22 protein-coding genes are annotated in these 22149 nt (G+C 34.8%); 1 reads left to right on the top strand and 21 read right to left on the bottom strand.

Annotated features, from left to right (window positions below; all coding sequences use genetic code 11):
• Positions 1-248 precede the first annotated feature (248 nt).
• From LVD51_RS09955 to LVD51_RS09890, 14 genes are all read right to left on the bottom strand, one after another.
• Positions 249-2171, bottom strand: a complete 1923-nt coding sequence (locus LVD51_RS09955) for a methyltransferase domain-containing protein (protein ID WP_236971081.1) — start codon at positions 2169-2171, stop codon at positions 249-251.
• A gap of 479 nt (positions 2172-2650) precedes the next feature.
• A complete protein-coding gene (gene ygiD, locus LVD51_RS09950) occupies positions 2651-3478 on the bottom strand; it encodes a 4,5-DOPA-extradiol-dioxygenase (RefSeq protein WP_236971080.1) in 828 nt (275 codons plus the stop codon).
• A 301-nt stretch (positions 3479-3779) separates the two neighbouring features.
• Positions 3780-4742: an AraC family transcriptional regulator gene (locus tag LVD51_RS09945; RefSeq protein WP_236971079.1), complete on the bottom strand. Its 963-nt coding sequence runs from the start codon at positions 4740-4742 to the stop codon at positions 3780-3782.
• A 381-nt stretch (positions 4743-5123) separates the two neighbouring features.
• Positions 5124-5525: a DoxX family protein gene (locus LVD51_RS09940; protein WP_236971078.1), complete on the bottom strand. Its 402-nt coding sequence runs from the start codon at positions 5523-5525 to the stop codon at positions 5124-5126.
• A 264-nt stretch (positions 5526-5789) separates the two neighbouring features.
• A complete protein-coding gene (locus LVD51_RS09935; protein ID WP_262912752.1) occupies positions 5790-6185 on the bottom strand; it encodes an ACT domain-containing protein in 396 nt (131 codons plus the stop codon).
• A gap of 160 nt (positions 6186-6345) precedes the next feature.
• Positions 6346-6723: an iron chaperone gene (locus tag LVD51_RS09930; RefSeq protein ID WP_236971076.1), complete on the bottom strand. Its 378-nt coding sequence runs from the start codon at positions 6721-6723 to the stop codon at positions 6346-6348.
• A gap of 56 nt (positions 6724-6779) precedes the next feature.
• Positions 6780-7247 carry a DinB family protein gene (locus LVD51_RS09925; protein ID WP_236971075.1) on the bottom strand — a complete coding sequence of 156 codons (468 nt, stop codon included), beginning with the start codon at positions 7245-7247 and terminating at the stop codon, positions 6780-6782.
• Between the two features lie 328 nt (positions 7248-7575).
• Entirely contained in the window at positions 7576-8958 is a 1383-nt protein-coding gene (locus LVD51_RS09920) for a vanadium-dependent haloperoxidase (protein WP_236971074.1), read from the bottom strand.
• A 352-nt stretch (positions 8959-9310) separates the two neighbouring features.
• On the bottom strand, positions 9311-10195 hold the full coding sequence (locus LVD51_RS09915) for a helix-turn-helix domain-containing protein (protein ID WP_236971073.1): 885 nt from the start codon (positions 10193-10195) through the stop codon (positions 9311-9313).
• A gap of 436 nt (positions 10196-10631) precedes the next feature.
• On the bottom strand, positions 10632-11177 hold the full coding sequence (locus tag LVD51_RS09910) for a carboxymuconolactone decarboxylase family protein (RefSeq protein ID WP_236971072.1): 546 nt from the start codon (positions 11175-11177) through the stop codon (positions 10632-10634).
• A 974-nt stretch (positions 11178-12151) separates the two neighbouring features.
• Entirely contained in the window at positions 12152-13198 is a 1047-nt protein-coding gene (locus tag LVD51_RS09905) for an ATP-grasp domain-containing protein (protein ID WP_236971071.1), read from the bottom strand.
• Between the two features lie 272 nt (positions 13199-13470).
• On the bottom strand, positions 13471-14136 hold the full coding sequence (locus LVD51_RS09900) for a DUF2490 domain-containing protein (protein ID WP_236971070.1): 666 nt from the start codon (positions 14134-14136) through the stop codon (positions 13471-13473).
• A gap of 28 nt (positions 14137-14164) precedes the next feature.
• Positions 14165-14794 carry a carbonic anhydrase family protein gene (locus LVD51_RS09895; RefSeq protein ID WP_236971069.1) on the bottom strand — a complete coding sequence of 210 codons (630 nt, stop codon included), beginning with the start codon at positions 14792-14794 and terminating at the stop codon, positions 14165-14167.
• 12 nt (positions 14795-14806) lie between these two features.
• Positions 14807-15310 (bottom strand): hypothetical protein, encoded by a 504-nt coding sequence (locus tag LVD51_RS09890; RefSeq protein ID WP_236971068.1) that lies wholly within the window; start codon positions 15308-15310, stop codon positions 14807-14809.
• Between the two features lie 172 nt (positions 15311-15482).
• Between LVD51_RS09890 and LVD51_RS09885 the strand changes: the two genes are divergently transcribed.
• On the top strand, positions 15483-16157 hold the full coding sequence (locus LVD51_RS09885; protein WP_236971067.1) for a TetR/AcrR family transcriptional regulator: 675 nt from the start codon (positions 15483-15485) through the stop codon (positions 16155-16157).
• Positions 16158-16450: 293 nt separating this feature from the next.
• Here LVD51_RS09885 and LVD51_RS09880 read toward each other — a convergent pair whose 3' ends face one another.
• The 7 genes from LVD51_RS09880 to LVD51_RS09850 all read right to left on the bottom strand — a co-directional run bounded on the left by LVD51_RS09880 (position 16451) and on the right by LVD51_RS09850 (position 22120).
• Complete coding sequence (locus LVD51_RS09880; protein ID WP_236971066.1) at positions 16451-16957, bottom strand: cupin domain-containing protein; 507 nt, start codon at positions 16955-16957, stop codon at positions 16451-16453.
• 2 nt (positions 16958-16959) lie between these two features.
• Positions 16960-17688 carry an SDR family oxidoreductase gene (locus tag LVD51_RS09875; protein WP_236971065.1) on the bottom strand — a complete coding sequence of 243 codons (729 nt, stop codon included), beginning with the start codon at positions 17686-17688 and terminating at the stop codon, positions 16960-16962.
• Positions 17689-17931: 243 nt separating this feature from the next.
• Positions 17932-18564 carry a Crp/Fnr family transcriptional regulator gene (locus tag LVD51_RS09870; RefSeq protein WP_236971064.1) on the bottom strand — a complete coding sequence of 211 codons (633 nt, stop codon included), beginning with the start codon at positions 18562-18564 and terminating at the stop codon, positions 17932-17934.
• 110 nt (positions 18565-18674) lie between these two features.
• Positions 18675-19496 carry an outer membrane lipoprotein-sorting protein gene (locus LVD51_RS09865; RefSeq protein WP_236971063.1) on the bottom strand — a complete coding sequence of 274 codons (822 nt, stop codon included), beginning with the start codon at positions 19494-19496 and terminating at the stop codon, positions 18675-18677.
• A gap of 176 nt (positions 19497-19672) precedes the next feature.
• Positions 19673-20779 (bottom strand): serine hydrolase domain-containing protein, encoded by a 1107-nt coding sequence (locus tag LVD51_RS09860; protein WP_236971062.1) that lies wholly within the window; start codon positions 20777-20779, stop codon positions 19673-19675.
• A 134-nt stretch (positions 20780-20913) separates the two neighbouring features.
• A complete protein-coding gene (locus LVD51_RS09855) occupies positions 20914-21210 on the bottom strand; it encodes a chaperone modulator CbpM (RefSeq protein WP_236971061.1) in 297 nt (98 codons plus the stop codon).
• Between the two features lies 1 nt (position 21211).
• On the bottom strand, positions 21212-22120 hold the full coding sequence (locus LVD51_RS09850; protein WP_236971060.1) for a DnaJ C-terminal domain-containing protein: 909 nt from the start codon (positions 22118-22120) through the stop codon (positions 21212-21214).
• Positions 22121-22149 lie beyond the last annotated feature (29 nt).

Genomic DNA, 22149 nt, shown 5'->3' with positions numbered 1-22149 from the left:
CCGAAACACGGAGGTTTCGGTTCCCTCACCATTGATCCATTTAGGATCAATGATGCTTCGCATTTTGTTCGGTCATCCTTCGGACAACTATGCTCAGTCATCCTAGACAATTCCCCTCCATTGGAGGGGTGTCAGTTTACTGACGGGGTGGTATGGAAATTCTGTAGAAAATATTAAAATTCATAAAAGCAAAGAGCCCGGCATATTCAATATACCGGGCTCTTACCTAAAACAATATAATTCAGCAATTAATGTTCTATCACGCCATTATTACTATATCTTAATACACTTGCTTGTAATATCGATTCCAACATTTCGGGATAGTCCAATCCCCCCAAAGCACTCATCTTTGCCAAATGTCCGTCCCAACACCAGCCCGGATTGGGGTTTACCTCCAATATTTTGGGTTTTCCTTCACTATTTAACCTCCAATCAAATCGACAATAATCCCTACACTCTAGACGCTCAAATAGCTTTAAACTGTGATTGACTAAGTCCTGCTCTGTACCGACATCAATATTGGCAGGAATAGATTTTAATGTTTGCATATAAGGTGAATCCTTCAACCACTTCGCCTCATATCCACATATTTTGGGAAGGTGGGCCGGCAAATCTGAATAATCTTCCTCAATAATAGGAAGCACAGTGTAATTCTGTAAATTACCGATAATGCCTACAGACAACTCTGCTCCTGTTAAGAATTCTTCCACAAGAATGGGCTTAGTATATCCAAACTGCTTTCGTATCCTCAATATGGCATCAGACAATTCTTCAATGGTGTTGGCCACGTTTTTTTGTGTAATTCCAAAACTAGAATCACCAAAATTGGGCTTGGCTATTACGGGAAATGGAATATTTAATTCAAATAAATTTTCATCGGCAGTGATCACAAAAGCATCGGCTACAGGAACCCCTATTTCAGTAGCAATTCCACGAATTAAGGACTTATCATAACAATAAGCTAGGGTTTGAGGATTGGATCCAGTATAAGGGATCTTCAACATTTCCAATAATGCTGGAACATGTAATTCCTTAATTGCTTCGTTGTTATAGCCCTCATCACAAAGATTAAAAACCAAATCCACCTTGCCTTTCATTTTTTGCAAATCATTAATTAGGGTTTTGTGATTGCTTAAATAAGTAAACTTAAACTGTTGCGACTTACTTAAACCTACTTTTAATTGATCAATAGTATCGAAATCATCTGAATCAAAGACTGCATCAGGCTTGATTACATCAGACAATTGTGGATCACCCATGACTACGACTACATGTTTTACTTCATTCTTATTTCGTTTGGGCGTCCATTCCTTATGGGCAATGGCAGTAATAATAAATCGCTGTTCCATCATGCCCAAATCTTGATTGCGCATAGAATCCACCCCTATATTGCCGTGAATCACAGGTTCTGAAAAGTTCACTTTGCGCAACAATTCCACCAACTGATCACCTTCATATAAGCGCTCAGCATAAAATTGATCAACTATTACCCCTTTTTCAGTATGAGTGACTACTTCCCGAGAAATTAAACGCTGATTGTCACTGGCCAATGATCGTTCTCTACATACAAAATGTTGCTTATCGATCCATTCCCAACTTCTAGGAATAAAATTTTGACGCAAATAAGCCCCATCGGCTATATCCATTAACACTTTACCTCCAGGTTTCAACACTCTAAATATTTCCTTTAGAATTTTAACATCGTCATCCAAGGATTCGAAATAACCAAAACTATTACCCAATATAGTTACATAGTCAAAACTATCGGTATCATAGGGCAGCTTACGAACATCGCCTTCTTTCAACTGAATGGCTATGCCCTTTTTCTTGGCTATGTTTTTGGCGCGTTGGATTAAATACCGCGAACGATCTAAGCCGTATAATTTATAATCACCTCTGTTCCCCCACTCTATTAAATGACGACCTTGGCCACAAGCCAAATCCAAAATTGAATCCCCTTCCCGTGTATCTAAAAGAGTATTAAATAGATTTACTTCGGAGGCTGTTATAGAATTGTCTTCTACCACATCTGCATCTGTCTTAAGATACATGGCATTAAAAATTCGCTTCCACCAATCTGGATGCAAATGATGTTCAAGGTTGGAAACTGGACCCAATGTTTTGGTCTCCTTAACATCGTTTGAGAGCCCTTTGAGGCTGTTTTTTTTCATTTGATTTTTGTCGATTTATACATTAATAAAACTCGTAAATATGTCGTTTTTAAATTGGCCATACCCCCTCTAAAAACCATAATATCAAAGTCAAAATTACGCTAAAAAAAATCATAAATTTGATATTATTTTTATCGAAATTAGAAATAAACTCAAGGCTCTTTTACGCGAATAAAGAAACCAATTAACAAACTATAACCTATTGAATTATACAACTTTATGAATATACTAAACAATTGTTTTCCCACCAAAATATTTGTGATTTTTTTCTTTTCGAAAAAATTGAATCTATCGGTATTTTTCCTTTGGCTTTCTATAGAAACCATACCGTGGGTTGTACTTAATTTTTTTAGTTGAAATTAGAGGTTCAGACCATGTTTATTCCCAGTACAAATCTATTCAAGTACTTGAGTAAAATAGAATATTTTACACTAGTAAACTCGTCAAAAAATCCCAGAATAAGAAAAAAACTACGGTATTTATCCCACTCTCAAGGATGTCATGGTCAAGGAGCCACCGATGAGTTTATCGTTAAATATTTCGACCTCTTCCCTTTCCTCTTTCAATCCCAAGACATATAATAAAGGCATATAATGTTCTGGAGTGGGGATGGACAATTCGAAAGCCCTACCTTGAGTTTGAAAATCAATCAGAGATTGGTGATTCCCATCTAAAATAAATGCTTTCATTTTCTCATTGGCCTCAATGGCCCAATCATAACCATAATTGTCCTCATTCAATTTCTTCCAATCAACCATTCTCAAGTTGTGAACCATATTTCCACTCCCCAATATCAGTACCCCTTTTTTGCGCAAACTGGACAATTCTCGAGCCAATTCATAATGATACTGGGCTGGTTTGCTGTAGTCTATACTCATCTGTATGATTGGAATATTGGCTGCGGGGTACAAGTGTTTAACCACCGACCATGCACCATGGTCTAGTCCCCATTTATCATCCAAACCAATTTCTGTCTTTTTAACCAATTTTTTGGTCTCTAAAGCCAACTCTGGACTTCCTTTGGCTGGATATTCTACATCAAATAAAGCCTTCGGAAACCCATAAAAATCGTGAATGGTTTTAGGATTTTCCATGGCCGTTACAAATGTTCCTTTAGTCTCCCAATGAGCAGATATACAGAGAATAGCCGATGGCTGGGGTAAGTCTTGCCCCAATTGTCGAAAACTGGCTACAAATTCGTTTTCTTCAATAGCATTCATCGGACTGCCATGGCCCAAAAACAGTACCGGCATGGTCGAAGTAGATATAAAAGATCTAGTCATTTTACTTAAATCGGTCAACCTCATTATCATATAAGTTTAATCACAAGAGAATACGAGTGAATAACAGCTCATTCGATTCAATAGTTTTATCATTTCTCGATTTAGCGTTAGATAAAGTAAATCCTCTAATACCTCGTACAAGTCAATTTTTACCCCGATAACCTAATCGAATTTATTTATAATAATTCATATTTCATTTAAAGCGATTTAAGATATGAATCCTGTGATTGTGGACTATTTATACAAAAGACTTAAAAACCGATATCCTATCCCCTTTACCTATGTTCTACATATGCACCATAATCAACTTGTTTGATCTTCTAATTTATAAAGGTTTGACGGGGATGCAAAAATCAACCACAAAAAGACCGTCCTTAGGGGGAACGATATAATGCTCAAAATAAGGTTTATCGTCGGGTTGATAGCCACTATTGGGAAACCATTGGCCATATATCCAATCCCATGCCAGTGAAAATTCATCCTCACGGAGTTCAAATCGACACAGGACATAAGTAGTAGAATCTATATGCATTTTGCCTATTTGTCCTTCCACTTCAAGATCTTCTGGTATGGTAACACATAAACTCATTCTCAGATTGTTGCTAAGTGCTACTTGGGGATTGTCGTGGTATAATACCAAATATTTAAAATCTTTTGCATTCAACAAATCTCTAGATGCTGCCCATGAGAACAGTCGATTTCGATGATTTTCGTACTGTTCTTTATCCCCATTATATGGCCCCATATTTCTTATATAGCCCACTGTCATTGAAGGAAGTTGTTTAACCTCTACACTTTTTACCATTTCCATTTTTGTTTTCCATTTAATCATTTGTGAATCATGACAAAAATACAAATGGGGTCTTTCCTCCTTTTTACTGAGCTTGCTTTTGACTTGATTAATATTGCTATTTTGAAATTTGTCCCTCCTATATTGAGAAGCTGAAATACCAAAATACTTTTTGAAATTTCTTGAAAATACTGAGAGATCAGAATATCCACAGCGAAAGGCAATATCTGATATACTTTCCCTGTCATTGGCCAATAATAGAGAGGCAGATTTTTCTAGTCGAAGACGTAAAATGAATTGAAATGGACTTTCACCCACAATAGACAGAAAAATTCGATTAAAATGAAATTTAGAAAAGTGAGATACTTTTGACAATTCATCTAATGTCATAGATTTTCCAAGGTTTAAGTCAATATAATCGATAACCCTATTTATCTTGGCTATATATTCATTATTAACAGTCGGTTTTACCGTCTGATTTGCTTTAAAAACATTCACAACGATTATTTTTCATCTACAATTGTATAAAGTTTATTGGAAGTAAATTTCACTAAACAACACTACCTCAGTCTCTAAAATAGACCTAAATCCACACTTTTTTCAAACTATTATAAAACTTTGTGATATCGTCCTTAATGTCTTATACGCATTACTATAAAAAGTTGTGGTTTAAATTGAATCTCCAGTTGTGAATGACCAAATAAAAAGAGGATGAAAACACCATTCAGTGGTCACACCCTCTTTTTTTATTAATATAAGTTGCGATATCGAATAAATTTCAATTTCGAGTCGATATAAATATTCAATTTAACTGCAATTACGGTTTACAAAATCATCCGCGTAACATTTTAGTATTTAATGTTTTGCTCACTACTGTTATTAATCCCAATTATGTTGATGAGAAACAGCATATTTCCCCGCCCCAGTAAAAAATATAGCTATGGAAGTAAAAAGGTATAATCCCAATAATTCAATAGCCCAACCTCCAGTTTTGCCCAAGGTAAATATATCCCCACTGTGGACCAACAATATGGCTACCAAACAATTAAATGCAAAAACCAAGGCCGCCAATCGACTTCTAAACCCGATAATAATAGCGAGAGGTGCGAGAATTTCTCCAATGATGGCACCATAGGCTATAAAACCAGGTAAGCCTTTTTCTACAACCATATTTTGAATAAAGGTCAATCCACCGTTCAACTTTCCAATTCCATGCAATAACATTAGAAAGCCTACCGACAATCTTATAATTAGCAATCCCAAATCCAAATTTTTTCTCATATTATCTATTTTAAATTTTACATGCCGCCAAAATACTTTTTTACGAAGCACCGATTAGAAGAACATTAAAAATTTAAAGTAGTTTAATGATATTTATCAACTAGCGTTAAATTTTATATAAAAAAAAGGATCAAATTCGGAATAATCCATCACAGGATATGATTTAAGAATATGGATAGTTTACAAACCTTCATCAACAGTATTTCAAGACAGGTCAGTGTTAGCAGGTTAGAGGGTATTCAACACTTTTATAGAAAAAAATTTCTATTTTTCTGAAATGGCCATTAAAACATCGACCGCCTTCTCACCATCCTTTATATCCACAAATACATGGTCATGGTAATATCCCGCAATGACATTGCAGCTGATATTGTGTTCGGCCAATCGGGTAGAAAAAAACGCAGTTAAACCAACGGCTTCTAAAGAGGAGTGAATGGTCAAGGTTATCCAAGCGCAGATATATTCATAAGGTAACTTCAAACTATCGGCCTTATCTCGAGACAAAACTAAGGTGGTTCCCTCCTCTTCTTTAAATTCACAGATGGTATCATTTCTATCTATCATAGATACATCCTTTACAGAAACAAATACAAACTCACCTTGATTTAGAATGGGTTTCATCCCCTTTATCAATTTTTGAATATCAATTTCACCGACCAATTTTATAATTATTTATTTTATAAAAATATATATAATCAACGCTTTTTTCTTTGATAGCTTAGAGATCCCACTATTGATTACAATTGAATACTGCATTGATCAATAGCAAAAGAGTGGAATAAATAATTATTCGTTTTCCTTTGCTCTATTTTCAGACAGATTAACAAGAAGTATCGCCTCCTTCTCGCCAATATTTAATGGTTTGACCAATAAATTCGTTTAGACCTGTATTGGATAGTTCTATTTTCTTTTTGATTCGAATACAGCCCTTTCCGGTATCAAATGCAGACAATAGGTGTTCAGAGTTTTCAACTTTATTGATATCTCCTACATATAAACTCACATAGTTCTTTTGAGCATTTAAATGAAAAACATTACTGCCATCTATGCCATAACTCAACATTTTATATTGAATACCTTCTTGTAACTCATCATCATGGGATAATATCATATTGCGAATTTGATTGAGAATAGATTTTCTCCAATCTTCTTCAAGGCATTGAAGATATTCTTGAGGATCTTTTACATCATACTGCATAATCTATTAATTAGTGTTGGGAAATTGGCATCAGAATTCCAAATAAAGATATTAAATCAATCCCATATTAGAGGGCGTTCCAATCCCATAGATCTGAGATAGGACATAAATTGACCACCATGTACGGATTCGTGATAGGCAATCCGCAATAAATAACTTCCCAGATTTTTTTTCTCCATATTACCAGGATGTATTATGGTTATGTCACTCAGATCTTTGTCTGAAAAACTTTTAATACTGTTTAAAAATTGCAGTCGATAAGGTTCTGCAAAGTCTATTTCATCTTGGACATTTAACAGTGGACGATGGTCCCAAGGCGTTTTAAAATTACTCATATCGCCACGATTGATGATAATATTCCAGCCATAATCTGCTTGTAAGACATGGCGGACCATTTCTAAGGCCGACATAGCTTCATCATCTGGTCTCCAAGAATAAAAATCTGAAGGTAGAGCTTGCCACATCTTTATACTTCGCCTCCTCGTTTCTTTAAAGTGTTGTATTATTAATTCTGTTTTAGTCATTATTATATCAAATTAATGCCGAACAAGGTATTAAAATAATTTAAACTTCATTCCAGGATTAATACCAAAAAGAATGACTGATCGATAACCATAGCCATATTAAAGAACACCCCATCAGTTAAGATAGAAAATCTTCAATTATAGTTTTACATCCATCATCTGACTCTCCACTGTATGTAATGATGAGCCAACCACACAACCAACTCATTGAAATTCAATATGCTGAAGATTTGCAAAATAAAAACACCCATTAAATTCTATGATATAAAGTGACAAATAACTTCCTCTACTTTATACGGCAGTCAAATTAGTACACGACCTCCATCTCTTAAAGCCAAGTGTATTCATATCCATAGTTCGACCAAGTCGGTAATTGTTCCGGTTTAATGAGTTTAAGAAACTTATGGGAAGTATAATTTCCAATTTTTTCACCCAGACTATGTCCTTCCTCAGAATCATATCGAAAATGGATTCCCAGAAATAGTCTTGACATAGCCGCCTCCAAACCCGCCTCAGAAAATTGATTAAAACTTCGAGTTGGGGGATACATTTCTATTTTCCCAGAAAATGGACCAGCACTATCCACCTCTGTTGTCGTCATTTCAAATGGATATTCATCCCCTTTCCCCAAGGTATTGGCCAACACCGTCATTGCCGCTGTACTGGCACTCCCATGGGCCGAAGGATACGATGGAAATGCATAGGTGTGTTTATGAAGATTATCCCATTCTACATCGGCTTCTGTATCGTCATTGCCATCCATTTCAGCCCCTCGTATTGCAGTATAAGGTCTCCAGTGATTATAAAAAAACTTATTGTCAAAAACATTGACATAAGCATCGAATATAGTCATATTGAGCAAGGCAAATACACGGGCAGATTCCCATAAATTTAGGTTCTCTTTACTGACCAATGATCTAGCCAGCCTATTGTGAGAATTTTCAACAAAATCTTTCCACCACATCGCTTGGTGAGACTGATCTATTGTTCTAACCTGGCTTTCGAATCGACCATACTCTTTCACTTCGTTATACGCCTCTGTATAGGTATCGGAGTTAATGTCAGGGGGTGGAGGTGATCTAAATTGATCAGCAGCCGTCAACAAGAATGGCTTGGATCTTGCCCAACCGGCACCAAAAACAAAGCCTTGAGGGGTAGCGCTATGTTCACTGAATTCAGCATATACCCCAGGCGCCATCGTCTGCCAAATATATTCAACTTCATCATTCCATCCATCGTCAGATCGCTCAGACAATATTATTGCCGCCACTTCCTTACCCAATTGTATGCCCAAGTCTTTGCTCTCACCATCCTCAACGGTATTCAGCCATTTTTCCAACTCCGCATTCAGTTTCAAAAGTTGATCAGGGAATTGACTTGAGCTGATATCATAAGCAGCTTGAGCAGTGGTTGCAATAGGATTGGCCTTCCTATTTTTTCCTTCATATTTATAAAATGTATAGACGGGTCGAATCGAATTTAGCCCATCGTGAATGGCCACATAAACCATAGCTTCAGTCCTAACACCTTTCAATGTTAGCAGACCATCTTCAGCCACAGCCATTTCCATAATCAAGGCATTCCATGAGTTTACTATTTCAGAATCAAAATGTTTAGGTTTAAAAGGTTTGGACTTGCATCCCAGCACAAGCACAAAACTGAATAGGACAAGTATGAGGTTATAGCTTGAGAATTTGATTAAATTTTTCATATCCCCCCATTTTAAATACTATTGAATCAATAGTATTGTTAAAAATGCACTACTTCCATAATATACGAAATAACAATGAAAAATCCTAATTATTTAGTCATTTTCTACCACATAACACATTGACTAATAGTCTTCCACAGCAGAATGGTTTTATACCATATTATACTGTGATTGTTGTTATGTCTACATGTCTTCGGGAATCATGGAAACTTTATAAAGCAGAAAATGAGGATGTGATTTATGAAATGATTAGAAGAAGTTGAACTATAGCCAACCACTCACTCTTTTAGTAATATATGATTTGCATGAAAGGACAATACAATTATATCGCCAGACTGTGACTCCATTCTAATTATGAAACAGAAGCACGGTCAAATCCCACGGTTTCTCTATACAACTGGGGAGATACATCGGCATTTTTCTTAAAAAAACGACTAAAATAATATTCATCATCGTAGCCCAATTCATAGGCAATTTCTTTAACCGTCTTTCCTGTCAAATACAATTCTCTTTTGGCTTCTATTACTATACGTTCAGCAATAAGATCAGTTAATGTCTTATTGAAATAAGTTTTAGTCAATTTAGCCAATGCTTTTTGACTGATGGCCAACATATCGGCATATTCACTCGCCGAGTGTTTGGTCTTGTAGTGATTATTGATGTAGTCCATTAGCTTTTGCAATACCTGGGGATGATCATTCTTTTGATCATCAGCTGAAACAAAACTCTGTTGAGCAGCTTTTAGTCTAGATGCAGTAATAAGAAAAATCTTTAAATAAGATATAAGTAATTCATATTGAGCTAATGCTGGATTTTGCAATTCATCTATTATTTGATCGATGACAACTTCGAATTTTGATTGCGTAACCAAATCAACCACAGTCACCGGAGGATTATAGATATTATTGAAAAGTACTCCTTCACATGCTACATCTCTATGATGCTTATGGATACAAAAAAAGTCAGGATGAAAATTAATTACCACTCCTTGTAATCCTCCCTCTTCCTCTACCATAAAGGGTTGATAGGGTGAAAATGAAAACATGGTATTATCTTCAAATTTATATTCCGAAAAATCCGCTTTAACTCTTCCTCTCCCCTTTTTAATCCATATGATTGAATAATAATTCAATCTCTGAATGTGATCTAGGGAGTGATTATTCTCTAAATTATATATTTTAAAAGCTAGATTTCCATTCTGCTTATTGGTGAGGGTTAGATTATTCTTTTTATTCATCGATTTCAATCTATTTAAACTTTTTCTTTTATCCTATGCTACCGAAAATACAAAACCTATCCAATATCTTTTTTAAAAATGAGGCCATTTTTTGCCCTATCTAAGTGCTAACCTATTGATATATTATTAGATAGGAAAAATAATAAGATCTAAAACTTCATATACTGAAAGAAGATCAGAATAATGATGACTGTAGCAATACAATAAAGTAGATTCCATAGGATTCTGTAAATGATAGAAATAGCTTTTACTCTATACCTATCTCTCATTACTTTACGGCATTCCGAGGACTACACGTCCTACTTCATTGATAAACAATTGGTTTGAAAAATTATTTTCAGTATTATAAAGATGATTATTTATACAATACTGAAAATAATTTATTGCAATAATATAAAAAAGGGTCAGATCCCATTGATCTAACCCTAATCATTCATTATATACTTTCTGCTATCGGGAAATCCACCGGTATTTGGGTCAAATTATGGGTATAATTCATGGCCGTTTTATCACTTACTTGAATAATAAGATCAATTAAATGTCCTTTATTATAACCTTGTGCGAAAAAATCCTCTAAGAGATCATCGCTAACCTTTCCACGATTTTGAGTAATATCGGCAGCTAATTTCACCAATGCATTATATTTGGCATTGTCGCTTTTCCCTCTGCGAATATCGAGAATTTCCTCTTCACTAAATCCATTCATCTTGCCGATTACGGTATGGGCACTCTGACAGTAAATACATTGATTCACCTGACTGACGATAAGATTGATAACTTCTTTTTCCTTGTTAGAAAATGAAGTTTTAGCATTTTGATAATCTAAATATCTTTTTAAACCATGATCTGAATAGGCCATGGTAGCATACAGATTGGGGACGAATCCCAAGGATTTGTTCATAGATTCGAATATCTCTTGATTGACAGGAGAAACATCATTCTTTGTAGGGACATTAAAAGTCGTTCCAGTTACATTTTCCATTTTTCTTAGATTTAAAATTAGAATGCCATTATTGACAATGTAAAGATGTGACGACTTTTCACCTTAAAAAATGGACAAAATCCGTCTATTGATGGACAATTTTCCAAGATTGATTACCAAACCAATCTTTTAGATTGAATTTAGGAAGCAATATACAAATCGCCATTCATACATTCAGTTTGGGGATCGGTCAAAAACCCTATACCGACTCATGAATTTGGCCTTTGATCGATGTTTCGTTTAATCTTCTTTAAATACCTAAGTCCATTGCTATTTCAATGGACTTAGGTATTGGACTGACCTATGATTACCTATTATCATTCAAGAATATATCAACCTTACAACTTCTTCACCATAGTTATAGTGATAATAAGAATTACATTTAGCCATTAGCGATTTGCAATTAACCATTAATCATTAGCCATTAATCATTAACCATTAGCCATTAACCATTAGCCATTAACCATTAATCATTAACCATTAGCCATTAACCATTAACCATTAGCCATTAACCATTAACCATTAACCATTAGCCATTAACCATTAATCATTAACCATTAACCATTAACCATTAGCCATTAATCATTAATCATTAACCATTAACCATTAGCCATTAGCCATTAACCATTAGCCATTAGCCATTAACCATTAGCCATTAACCATTAACCATTAGCCATTAACCATTAACCATTAGCCATTAACCATTAATCATTAACCATTAATCATTAACCATTAGCCATTAGCCATTAACCATTAACCATTAATCATTAACCATTAGCCATTAACCATTAGCCATTAACCATTAGCCATTAACCATTAACCATTAGCCATTAACCATTAACCATTAACCATTAACCATTAACCATTAACCATTAACCATTAGCCATTAACCATTAACCATTAGCCATTAACCATTAACCATTAGCCATTAACCATTAGCCATTAACCATTAACCATTCAATTAAGATATCCCCCTATATCTTCCAAGATTGACGAATAATATTTTCCAACAAATCGGTATAAGTCCAGCCCAAGCCACTTGCTGCCAGAGATGTTAAACTATCTTGATTTAAACGATGTTCTCTAGATGGCCCAGTCATATTGGGTTTTAAGTTAATATCGAATAAATAAAATTTTCCAGTATCATCTGCTCTGCAATCAATTCTGATAGGAGCTCTAATTTTTAATAAGTGCCCGACTTTTTCACAACAAATAACTGCATCTTGAACTTCCTTGGTATTTTGTTGCGAGACATCAAGTAATCTACTATTTTGTACTACAGCCACTACTCCATTATAGGGCGCTATTCCACGATGATGATTAAATCGTGTGACGACGGGCAAACACCATGGCTTTTCAATATATTCAGTCGATGATTTGTATCGATATTTTCCTGCAGGCATTACCGTAATCGTAATTTCCTGACCAGTAAGAAATTCTTCTAAATAAATGGAAGAACCAAATCTTTTACTCGAGAAAACTTCAATTAACTTTTCCTTCAACGCCATTGCATTGGCCACCATTAACACGCCCTGACTGCCCCTACCGAGAATGGGTTTCAAGACGACTGGAAAACGAATATCAAATTCACTATTCTTGTCTTCCTCTTTGATTAAAATGGAATTGGGAGTTGGAATATTCTGAGACTTCAACCACTGACTGGTTGTCCATTTATTATCGTATTCATCTACGAGTGAGGGCAAATGACCAATTATTCGAATATCCTTATGCAAATTATCCAAAATAGCGTGACGGCTATGCAATACCGTATTCAACCATAATATATTGCTACCTTTTTTAATTGCATCTTGTATCCCTTCGCGATGATCGGGAAAGACCCAGTCGCTATCCTTCCATACTTTCGGTTCATCTACTGGAGTAATAATATTCCAACCGTTTTTAATCAATTCAAAGGCAATATCAGCCCCACTATCAGCATACCCTCCAGGTTTCATAGGTTTTATAAGACCTTGACGTTGAGGAGCAGGCTGGAATTGATATAAAATAGCTATTTTATCCATGGTTTCAGTACTTTCTATACCTTCTTCTAGATTAACGATTAAAACACCTATCTCATTATCATGGACAGAGTCCCATTATTCTGTCGATGAAGATATATGATGGTCATACCTCGAATTGTATATCTCAGAATATTTCACCATTGAAATCCAACCACTAAAATATAATCAAAATTCACTTTAAATAAGGAAAAAAGGGACGATAATAAAGCCCCTTTAAAGAATGAAACTTGATGTGATAATTTCTCTATTGAATAATAGAAATTCGTCAATCATTAAAAATTGACGAAAGCAATCATATTTATTTGATCTCTTCCACCGACTTCAAAGAACTGGTTCATATAACCCAATTCCACCTTAATCCCTTTATTAATATGATATCCCAATCCGCCATAAGTCCTGTTTCGATCGAAAACAGCAGATTGGCTATTGAGGAAAATTTCATTGTAAGCCGATAAATATACCTGGTTCAAATCTTTCCCAACTTTAAACAAGGGAATATTTGTGGTTAGGAAATAGCGAAACCTCATCTTAAAGTCATCTTCTACAAAGCGCTGTTCAAAGCGATAACGATGGCTTAGTTTCACCTTCCCTATAAATTGTGTGGAGATAAATTGTTGATAAATCCTGTGCTCATTGACATTGACCTTGTTTTCGTCATCGACATAGTTTTCTGAAGCGATAAAACCATATCCCAGCAATACATTGTTCTTGCCTTCATTGAAACTATAACCCAGTCCCGACCTCAACAACAACTGTTCGAGATCGCCGATGGCATTGTAGTTTCGATATTGAACCTCATGATGAATATTCCATTTATCATTGAGTTTCTTATTCCCAAAATAAATAAGCCAATTCCCTAAATTACTATCCTGCCCTATACTATAATTGGGCAGCATTAATGTAAAAATTAATGCTGCCAATCCTATAAATTTCTTCATATTTTAAATAAAATTGAAATTTTGACTTTTATTCGTAAAAAGTAACTGCACCTGTATTAATATCATACATAGCACCAATTATTTTAATCTCTCCTTTGTCCTGCATCTCTGCCAATACTTCACTCTCTTCAATAATTCTATCGATAGTCAAATGAACATTTTTCGCCGAAACCGCATCTACAAAATCTAAATTCTTTGAATTTCGAAGATTTGCATCACTAGGTTCAGCTACTGCCTCTACTGCTGGTTTGATCTTAGACAACATTGCGGTTAAATTGCCGAGCTTGGCATCGTCGCAAGCGCCCTTAACTGCTCCACAAGAAGTGTGTCCCAAGACAACAATTAGCTTGGTGCCAGCCAATTTACAAGCAAATTCCATACTGCCCAATATATCTTCATTGACAAAGTTACCGGCAATTCGAACACTAAATATATCCCCTAATCCCTGGTCGAAAACCAATTCTGCCGATACACGGGAATCAATACAACTCAATATCGTTGCAAAAGGAAATTGTCCCTCACTCGTATCATTCACCTGTTCCAATAGATTTCTGTTGGCTTTTAGATTCTTTTGAAATCTTAAATTACCTTCTTTCAAAAATTCTAGTGACTTTTCAGGTGTCATGGTTGCTTGGGTTAATCGCGTGTGTGCTTTCATATAAAATCTGCTTTATGTTAAAAAATAATTTTTGTATTTGAATCGAATCCATTCTCTTCGTTTGGAATCTATAATTTGAATAGGTATAAGTTTTATAGCCAGATAAGTTTCGTAATCATCCATATGCTGGATAGAAGTGCACAAAGAGAGATACTCATGCTTATTTATGTCGCGGTGAAGTAAAAATGTAAGACTGAGAAATCGATTACTCAACCCATGTAATCCGGACAATGCCGAAGTATTGACTATATCTTTCCATTTATTGACATCATGGGCATGAGGGGTAATAGTCTCTTTATTCTCAAATGGGATATTCTGATTTTCATAGAATTGAAAAAATTCCAAATCCACCTTATCCATCTCATTTTCTATTTCATTAAGGCTTGATATATTGGAAAAAAAATGACTTGTGTTACTGATTGGAGCTATACTTTGGAATAAAAATATAGCACTAGATAAGAAGTATAAACTTGAAGGTAATTCTCTTTTTAATTTCAAAAAAAGACTTTTCTTCATAAATTCTTTAATTATGATTTAACAAAAATCTAAGTGTAAAAATAGTAATACTAATTTAAATAATAGTATTACTATCATTTTTTATTGTTAAACTTTGTTATCTTTGTCTTATCAAAATTTAGTTTACACAGGTAAATGGTATAACAGTCCATATTTCAATTGAACGATCAGGATGAGTATAGGAATAAGAATAGCCTTGAATAATGGTTTGTATTTAAAAGACCCTCAAGACTCCAAACTAGGAAAAAAAATAATCCAACACAGTATAAATTTAATCGATGATTTTGGCTTTGAATGCTTCACTTTCAAGAAATTATCAGAATCTATTCAATGTACAGAAGCATCCATCTATAGATACTTTGAAAACAAGCATCTTTTACTGCTCTATTTAATGAATTGGTATTGGGAATGGGTCAATTACTTAATTTCCATCAATACCATGAATGTTAATGATCCACAAAAGAAACTAAAAATCATCATTCATTCTTTCGTGTTTGCCTCTAACGACAATCCCGTGGTGGAATTTGTAAACGAAACCAAGCTTCAAAACATAGTGATTGCAGAAGGTGGAAAAACCTACCATACCAAAAAGGTGGACCACGAAAATTCCAAGGGATTTTTCAATAGTTATGAAGTTTTAGTTAATTCTCTCTCTCAAGTCATCTTAGAAATCAATCCAGAATTTAGATATCCATATGCATTGGCCACCAATATGTTTGAGATGACCAACAACCAAATCTATTTTGCCAAACATCTTCCAAGGCTTACCGATATTAGCGTAGAGGAGAATGAAGTCAATGAATTGGAGGAGATGCTCAATTATTTCTTAGCCAAATTACTGGCCTAATCTAAGGACAATTTAAATACGAACTTCGGAAGTTAATATAGAAAAGCAAGGAATTGATTAATATTTTCAATCTGCTTTACATATAATACTTCCTATAGAAAAGGGTATTTTATTAAATGCATTTGATAAAATATTGAAGAAATCGAAGGCAATAATTGATCAAAATATTGGCCATAGATCAAAAGATACAATGACCAATGTTCTGATTTTAATGTAATAATCTACCCTTCCATGAATAAATGAAGAATTATTTCAATTCCTCATTTATTTATTGACAACTTATTAGATTATTATTATTCTCTTGTGGGAATCATATCTCCACTATCTACAGGAAAGCTATCGTACTTATTATACAACTTTAAATACTTTTCACCATCGATAGGCAGTTCGGTGAGGATATCTTTTAATCCTCTAAAAAATCCCTCTCGATTAGACGATGGATTAAATACCAAGATTAGTTTGACTTCTTCTTCGGTATCATTGCGGAATCCATGTGGTGTAAATCTTGGTGCATAAGCTACGGTACCCGGTGAGGCTTCATATTCCTCATCCCCCATCTGTACGGTTAATCTACCTTGGATCACAATAAAAGTTTCGTCCATAAATCGGTGGTAATGCAACTTCGCCCCGATGGCCATTGGGCCTAAAACGATTTCATATACACCCAACTGATTTTTTGAGGATTCACTGGTCACTTTAAAAGTAAAAGAATTTGGTCCAAAACTGTATTTCTCGCCTTCATTGGGCCCCAATACTATGCCTTCATCCTCTAATTTGTCCTTTGTATAATCTTCTTTCATATCTATTTTTTATTTACAATTTTACTTGCTAATCGAGGAGAAATGCGCTGTAATAAACGCAGTAATTTCACCTTTCCTATGTTCACTTCGTAATCATCCCGACTAAATGATTTAATAAATTCTTCGACCAATTCCTCTGGAGAGATCTTATCCCTACCTCTACCCTCTGTCATTGCCGTATCTACCAAGGATGGAATTATTTCAAAAACTTTCGTTTTCTCCAATTGCATTCTCAGTGCTTTGGAAAATACATGTAGTCCAGCTTTAGTAGCACAATATACCGGGGCATTGGCTTTGGGAACCATGGCCAAAGATGACGAAACATTAATGATAGCCGAATCCTCATTGGCTTCTAATAGGGGCAATAACAATGCGGTAAGTTTTATAGGAGCCATAAAATTTACTCGACTCTCATATTCAATTTTATTTAACAACTGCTTTTCCTCTAAAAAATGATAATTGTATTGTATTCCTGCATTATTGACTAGAATGTTTAAATCTTGGTGTTCTCTTTCAATGAAGAGTAATAGATTATCAATATCCTCTTGTCTTGATAGATCACAGGCAAATATGTGTATTTTAGGAAAATCTGCTTTGACCGCCTTTAAATCTTCCTCATTTCGCCCCACAATAATTACTTCATTGCCAAGACTAATAAACTTTTTCGCCAGTGCCAATCCAATACCTTTATTGCCTCCAGTTATTAGAATTTTATTTTGAACTACTTTCATGATGTATCGCTTTTTATGGTTAACTACAAATAGACTTCACTTCTATCCATCCTTATAATTGACTAGTGATAAAGGGAGATCTATAGTACAGTTCAGATAACTTTCCTTATTTATGGAAATTATCTTCTTCAAAATAATACAACTCATCTTTAGGCTAAACCATAGACAAGTCATGGAACTCCCATTAGTGCAATACAAATCTCTAAAAGAAAATACTCCTATTCCTTTACATATGTAAATGAATTATTTTTTCATGGAGGCTCTTCTAATTCTACTTAGTTGGGTTGGACTGATGCCCAAATAGGAAGCAATATGATATTGGGGAATAATTTGTTCGAGATCTGGCCATTCTCTTTTGAAAATTTCATACCGTTTATCGGCATTTAATAGAACGATTTCAACTTCTCGCTGTTCTTTTTGCACAAAAAATTGTTCTGAGAGAATTCTTGACATTCGTTCTAAATCACGATGTTCTCCATAGAGTTGAACCAATGCACTGTAATTGGCTTCCCAGATTACACAATCTGTAAGTGCCTGTTGAATAATCTGATTGGTCTTCCCTGAAACCAAAGACGAATATCCCCCAATAAAACAAGGAGGTATAAAGAAATGCTTATTGTATTCTTGACCTTCGTCGTTTCTGTAATAGGCACGGAGAATTCCACTCTCTAAAAAGGCGATCTTTTTGGCCTTTACACCAGCCTCAATAAAATTTTGATTTTTCTTCAATTCTTTTCGCTTAAAGAGAGGTTTTAACGCCTCGATGGTAGCTTCGTCTATTGAAGTAATAGATTGCAAAAAATCGTATATTTTATCCATGGTTCTAACGATTGTATCGAAAAACAAATCCACATCACTGATTAATATGAAATACATTGTATGTAATTCACAAATAGGATTTTCACAACCAATGTAATTAAAAGGCTCGAACTTCCAATGTGGAAATTCGAGCCTTTTATACGAAATACATTTATCGGGTCAATATTTTAATTGGCGCCGGCTAAAAATATTTCTTTATCTAAATTGTTATTGAACTGTATATTTGACCATCTGACTTTAATCCAGTTTTCATTTTGATTTACACCTTCCCATGTTGCTTGTGTATAGTCTCTAGTTGTGGGGATAAGTAAGCCATCCACTTCTTCGTAATCGAGCTTCATTAAAAAGGGAGTATCTACCACATTAAAATCTACTACGGTAAATAAAAATTGATCTACCAATGATGTTTCTTGATTAATATAAAGTTGATAAATATCTGTAGGCTTATCAGATTCAAAAGTTATTTTGACTACATCATAAGATTGTCCATTAATGTCTTCCTCTTTGACATAGGTATATTCAACACTTGGATCTAGTAATTTTTGAAACATAGTAAACCAATAAAAATTGGTCTTTCTACTAAAAACCGCTCTTTTGATCACATCACTATCTTCAGTTAGCACTCCATCGACGGTACTCCAAAAATTTTGTCCATCAAAACCTTGCACTAACCGACCTTCAACATTGGGCAATGTTCTTCCCCGTTTAATATAATCCGCATATGACAACTCTCCATCAAAAATGTATTTTTCTATAGATTGATCTTCCTTTCCATCGGCAGTAATATAGGTATAGGTATAAACCACATCTTTTAAATCCCGCAATTTTTGATAGCTACCCACCTTTTGCGTCAATTTATACACGGCTTCATGACCTTTGTTTTCAAAACTCATGGTTTCTTCAACTGCTTGTTCACCTTCAGTAGCAGGAGGCTGTCCACAACCACCTATAATTATAGCAATAAATAATAAATTAATAAATTTCATCATAGTTTAAAAAATATATATAAAAAATTAATCAGATCCACAAAACATTGTATCCCCATCCCTAGTCAGACCATGTAACGGATTAATTTTAAAATTGTTTTATGTGACTTTATCCCTCAAATCCAATAATATGGTCAAAGGACCAAGAAACACATAAATTTGCCTTATTAAACCATGATTTAATTAATCATTCTACTGATTATCTCCCACATATCATTATGAAAAATTATTGGAACATTCGATGCATCAGGAGCCTGGCCCATTCTTATCACTACCAGACTTTCACTCGGGACTACCTCAATAAATTGACCATTTTTACCCAAACCGGCAAATAAATCTGCTGGAGCATTGATTGCAAGTGAAGTATTAATAGGAGTATTAATTCCAGGAAACATTATTGAGGACTGCCCATTTAGCCAAGTTAAGTAACCATAGGAAAGATTTAGAGATTGAGAAGGATTTATCATGTTGTGATAATAATCCATATCAGACATCACAACTTCGTCCTCCCAAACTCCATTGTTTGATAGTAATAACGCAAATCGTGCAGCATCCCTGGCTGTACTCCAGTACACATTTAAATCGTCTAATGGGATCCAACTACCTTCCATTCCTATTTTGGATTCTAAATACTGATGGGTAAAATCATTGTAACTCTGTCCAGCAGCATTACTCACTACATTTTCCAATAATGTATAAGTGCCATTGTGGTAATACCATTGACTGCCGGCATCAGCTTTGTATTGAAGACAATTTGGGGAAATACAATCGAGGTTGCCCACATTGTAATCCATCCCAGTAGTCATGGTCAATTGATGTTTTATGGATATCAAATCTTCTTTGTCTTTGGACATACTTGTCCAATTTTCACCTAAGTAATCAGAAGTTTTATCCTCAATATTAAGAAAATTGTTTTCTTGAGCTAATCCAACCAAAAAAGCTGTGAGCGTTTTACCGGCTGATGCCCAATACCATTTGGAATCACTATCAAATGTGTTGTTCAGAATATCCTTGCCCCAATATTTTTCAATTACAATTCTTCCTTCGTGCAATACAATAAAAGCGCGACTGCTATTCTGTTCAAGAAAATCAAATAATTCCTCCGCAACATCAACATCCCATCCTAAACTCTCCATTGGCTTGGTCTCCCAAGTATCTATCCCTATTGGAGGAAAATAAAGTTCTGTCTCCTCATTTACATCGTCAACTATATCATCGATTACATCATCTTGGGAGTCACAACTTTGAAAGAATAATGCCAAAAAGAATAAATACAGTACTTTCATGTGAATACTTTAGATAGCTTTACAAAATTAAAAAACGAATTGTTTGTATTATATTATACCCAAACGATAAACATTTCCATATAGGCCATATTTTTAACACCATATCAGTTATGGATCATATGCAACCATACTATTTATCCACCTTCATACAATCGCAGTCGATTTCTTAAGTTATTGACTTCTTCTCGCAAAGCCATCTCCTTTCGCAATAAATTAAAGACCACATCGATACCTTCTAAGTTTACGTTAAGATCGCGATGTAACCGAATCACTTTTTCAAGATCACTTATTTTATCTTGATGAATAAATTTATTATTCTCATAGGTTTCTATTTCAATCAGTCCTATCCCATGAAGTGCATCGACAAATGAGATCTCAATTTTATAATGTAAACAGATTGTTTCAATTAGTATTAAATCTTGCCGAGCCATATTATCTCATTTTTTGTAATTCTTCAAATAATGCTTTCTCCCGATTGGTTAAATTTTCGGGAATTATGATTTGATAAGTTATAAATAAATCCCCATATTCATGGTCTTTCTTATAACGTGGAAAACCTTTGCCTTTCAATTTTACCTTTGTCCCATTAGCTGTTTCAGGTCCTACTTTTAATTTAACCTTGCCGTCAAAGGTATCTACCGTTATTTCACCTCCTAATATCGCGGTATAAAGATCAAGATCCACCGTAGTATGTAGATGGATTCCATCTCTTCTAAAACCGGTATGGTTCTCAATAAAAATTTTAATATATAGATCTCCATTGGGACCGCCATTGACTCCGGGTCCACCCTGTCCTTTGATTTTGATTATTTGTCCATTTTCAATGCCTGCGGGAATCGTCAATCTAATTTTATTACCATTGACGGTCAATACTTGTTTCTGGCTTACAAAAACATCTTCCAAATCTAAATGTAGTTCTGCATGGAAGTCTTGGCCTTTAAACATTCTGGTTTGCTGACCTGAATAACCTCTTCCGCCGCCGAACATGGCTTCAAAATAATCGGAGAAATCCTGATCAGAATAACCTCCTCTGCTCTCACTTTTTCCATAGTTTTGAGACTGATACCTCTTTTCATATTGAGCTTGTTCCGCTTTCGCTTTTTCAAAAGCCTCGCCGTGCTCCCAATCCTTGCCGTATTTATCATATTTCTTTCGATTCTCAGGATTGCTCAACACTTCATTGGCTTCATTTATTTCCTTAAATTTTCGCTCCGCTTCTTTGTCATCGGGATTTAAATCAGGATGGTATTTACGCGCCAATTTTCGATAGGTCTTCTTTATATCACTTTCACTAGCTGTTTTATTTACACCTAATATTTTATAATAATCTATAAATGCCATATAGTTAATTTTTTAAAGGTTATAATTGA

The organism is Membranihabitans marinus (assembly GCF_021729155.1).
In the GTDB taxonomy this organism is placed as follows: Bacteria; Bacteroidota; Bacteroidia; order Chitinophagales; family Saprospiraceae; genus Membranihabitans; species Membranihabitans marinus.
This window is presented reverse-complemented; position numbering and strand designations above follow the sequence as displayed.

Coding starts and splice junctions, on each gene's coding strand:
- LVD51_RS09955 (WP_236971081.1), bottom strand. CDS start 2,171: ATGAAAAAAAACAGCCTCAAAGGGCTCTCAAACGATGTTAAGGAGACC.
- ygiD (WP_236971080.1), bottom strand. CDS start 3,478: ATGAGGTTGACCGATTTAAGTAAAATGACTAGATCTTTTATATCTACT.
- LVD51_RS09940 (WP_236971078.1), bottom strand. CDS start 5,525: ATGAGAAAAAATTTGGATTTGGGATTGCTAATTATAAGATTGTCGGTA.
- LVD51_RS09930 (WP_236971076.1), bottom strand. CDS start 6,723: ATGCAGTATGATGTAAAAGATCCTCAAGAATATCTTCAATGCCTTGAA.
- LVD51_RS09925 (WP_236971075.1), bottom strand. CDS start 7,247: ATGACTAAAACAGAATTAATAATACAACACTTTAAAGAAACGAGGAGG.
- LVD51_RS09920 (WP_236971074.1), bottom strand. CDS start 8,958: ATGAAAAATTTAATCAAATTCTCAAGCTATAACCTCATACTTGTCCTA.
- LVD51_RS09915 (WP_236971073.1), bottom strand. CDS start 10,195: ATGAATAAAAAGAATAATCTAACCCTCACCAATAAGCAGAATGGAAAT.
- LVD51_RS09910 (WP_236971072.1), bottom strand. CDS start 11,177: ATGGAAAATGTAACTGGAACGACTTTTAATGTCCCTACAAAGAATGAT.
- LVD51_RS09905 (WP_236971071.1), bottom strand. CDS start 13,198: ATGGATAAAATAGCTATTTTATATCAATTCCAGCCTGCTCCTCAACGT.
- LVD51_RS09900 (WP_236971070.1), bottom strand. CDS start 14,136: ATGAAGAAATTTATAGGATTGGCAGCATTAATTTTTACATTAATGCTG.
- LVD51_RS09895 (WP_236971069.1), bottom strand. CDS start 14,794: ATGAAAGCACACACGCGATTAACCCAAGCAACCATGACACCTGAAAAG.
- LVD51_RS09890 (WP_236971068.1), bottom strand. CDS start 15,310: ATGAAGAAAAGTCTTTTTTTGAAATTAAAAAGAGAATTACCTTCAAGT.
- LVD51_RS09885 (WP_236971067.1), top strand. CDS start 15,483: ATGAGTATAGGAATAAGAATAGCCTTGAATAATGGTTTGTATTTAAAA.
- LVD51_RS09880 (WP_236971066.1), bottom strand. CDS start 16,957: ATGAAAGAAGATTATACAAAGGACAAATTAGAGGATGAAGGCATAGTA.
- LVD51_RS09875 (WP_236971065.1), bottom strand. CDS start 17,688: ATGAAAGTAGTTCAAAATAAAATTCTAATAACTGGAGGCAATAAAGGT.
- LVD51_RS09870 (WP_236971064.1), bottom strand. CDS start 18,564: ATGTATTTCATATTAATCAGTGATGTGGATTTGTTTTTCGATACAATC.
- LVD51_RS09865 (WP_236971063.1), bottom strand. CDS start 19,496: ATGATGAAATTTATTAATTTATTATTTATTGCTATAATTATAGGTGGT.
- LVD51_RS09860 (WP_236971062.1), bottom strand. CDS start 20,779: ATGAAAGTACTGTATTTATTCTTTTTGGCATTATTCTTTCAAAGTTGT.
- LVD51_RS09855 (WP_236971061.1), bottom strand. CDS start 21,210: ATGGCTCGGCAAGATTTAATACTAATTGAAACAATCTGTTTACATTAT.
- LVD51_RS09850 (WP_236971060.1), bottom strand. CDS start 22,120: ATGGCATTTATAGATTATTATAAAATATTAGGTGTAAATAAAACAGCT.